Source organism: Rhodohalobacter sulfatireducens, assembly GCF_022012475.1.
GTDB lineage: Bacteria > Bacteroidota > Rhodothermia > Balneolales > Balneolaceae > Rhodohalobacter > Rhodohalobacter sulfatireducens.
Window position 1 is genome coordinate 1 of the sequence record NZ_JAKLWS010000120.1, and the last position, 454, is coordinate 454.

1 protein-coding gene is annotated in these 454 nt (G+C 41.2%); it reads left to right on the forward strand.

Features of this window, described 5'->3' with window-relative positions:
• On the forward strand, positions 1-454 hold a 454-nt coding region (locus L6773_RS21350), incomplete at both ends, for a hypothetical protein (RefSeq protein ID WP_237856709.1).

Below are 454 nucleotides of genomic sequence, written 5' to 3' on the forward strand. Positions count from 1 at the left end.
ACTTCGCTGGAGACGAGTGATATGCTTGTTGAATATTGATAAACAGGAAGATGCTTTGAGATTAGCATTGGAGAAAGGAGCTAGCTCTGAATCTGTCACGGCATGGCTTAATTATCAATATGAGCAGAAACGCTGGATAGAGATTCTAGGTGCATTAGAGGCAATTCAGGAACGCTACCCTGGTGAAGCATCGGAATGGAATGGGTATAAAGTACTTGTTCAAATACTAATGGGCGAATTCGAGACAGCATGGGAAGATGGTCAAGACCTACAGCTATCTAATGGGCACTTAGCTAAGACAATATTAATTTGTGAAGAGAATCGGGAATGGGAGTGGGCTCTTCGGTGGATAAATCATGTCATCGATGTTTGGCCTCATTATAAAGAAAAACTTCGCTGGAGACGAGTGATATGCTTGTTGAATATTGATAAACAGGAAGATGCTTTGAGATTA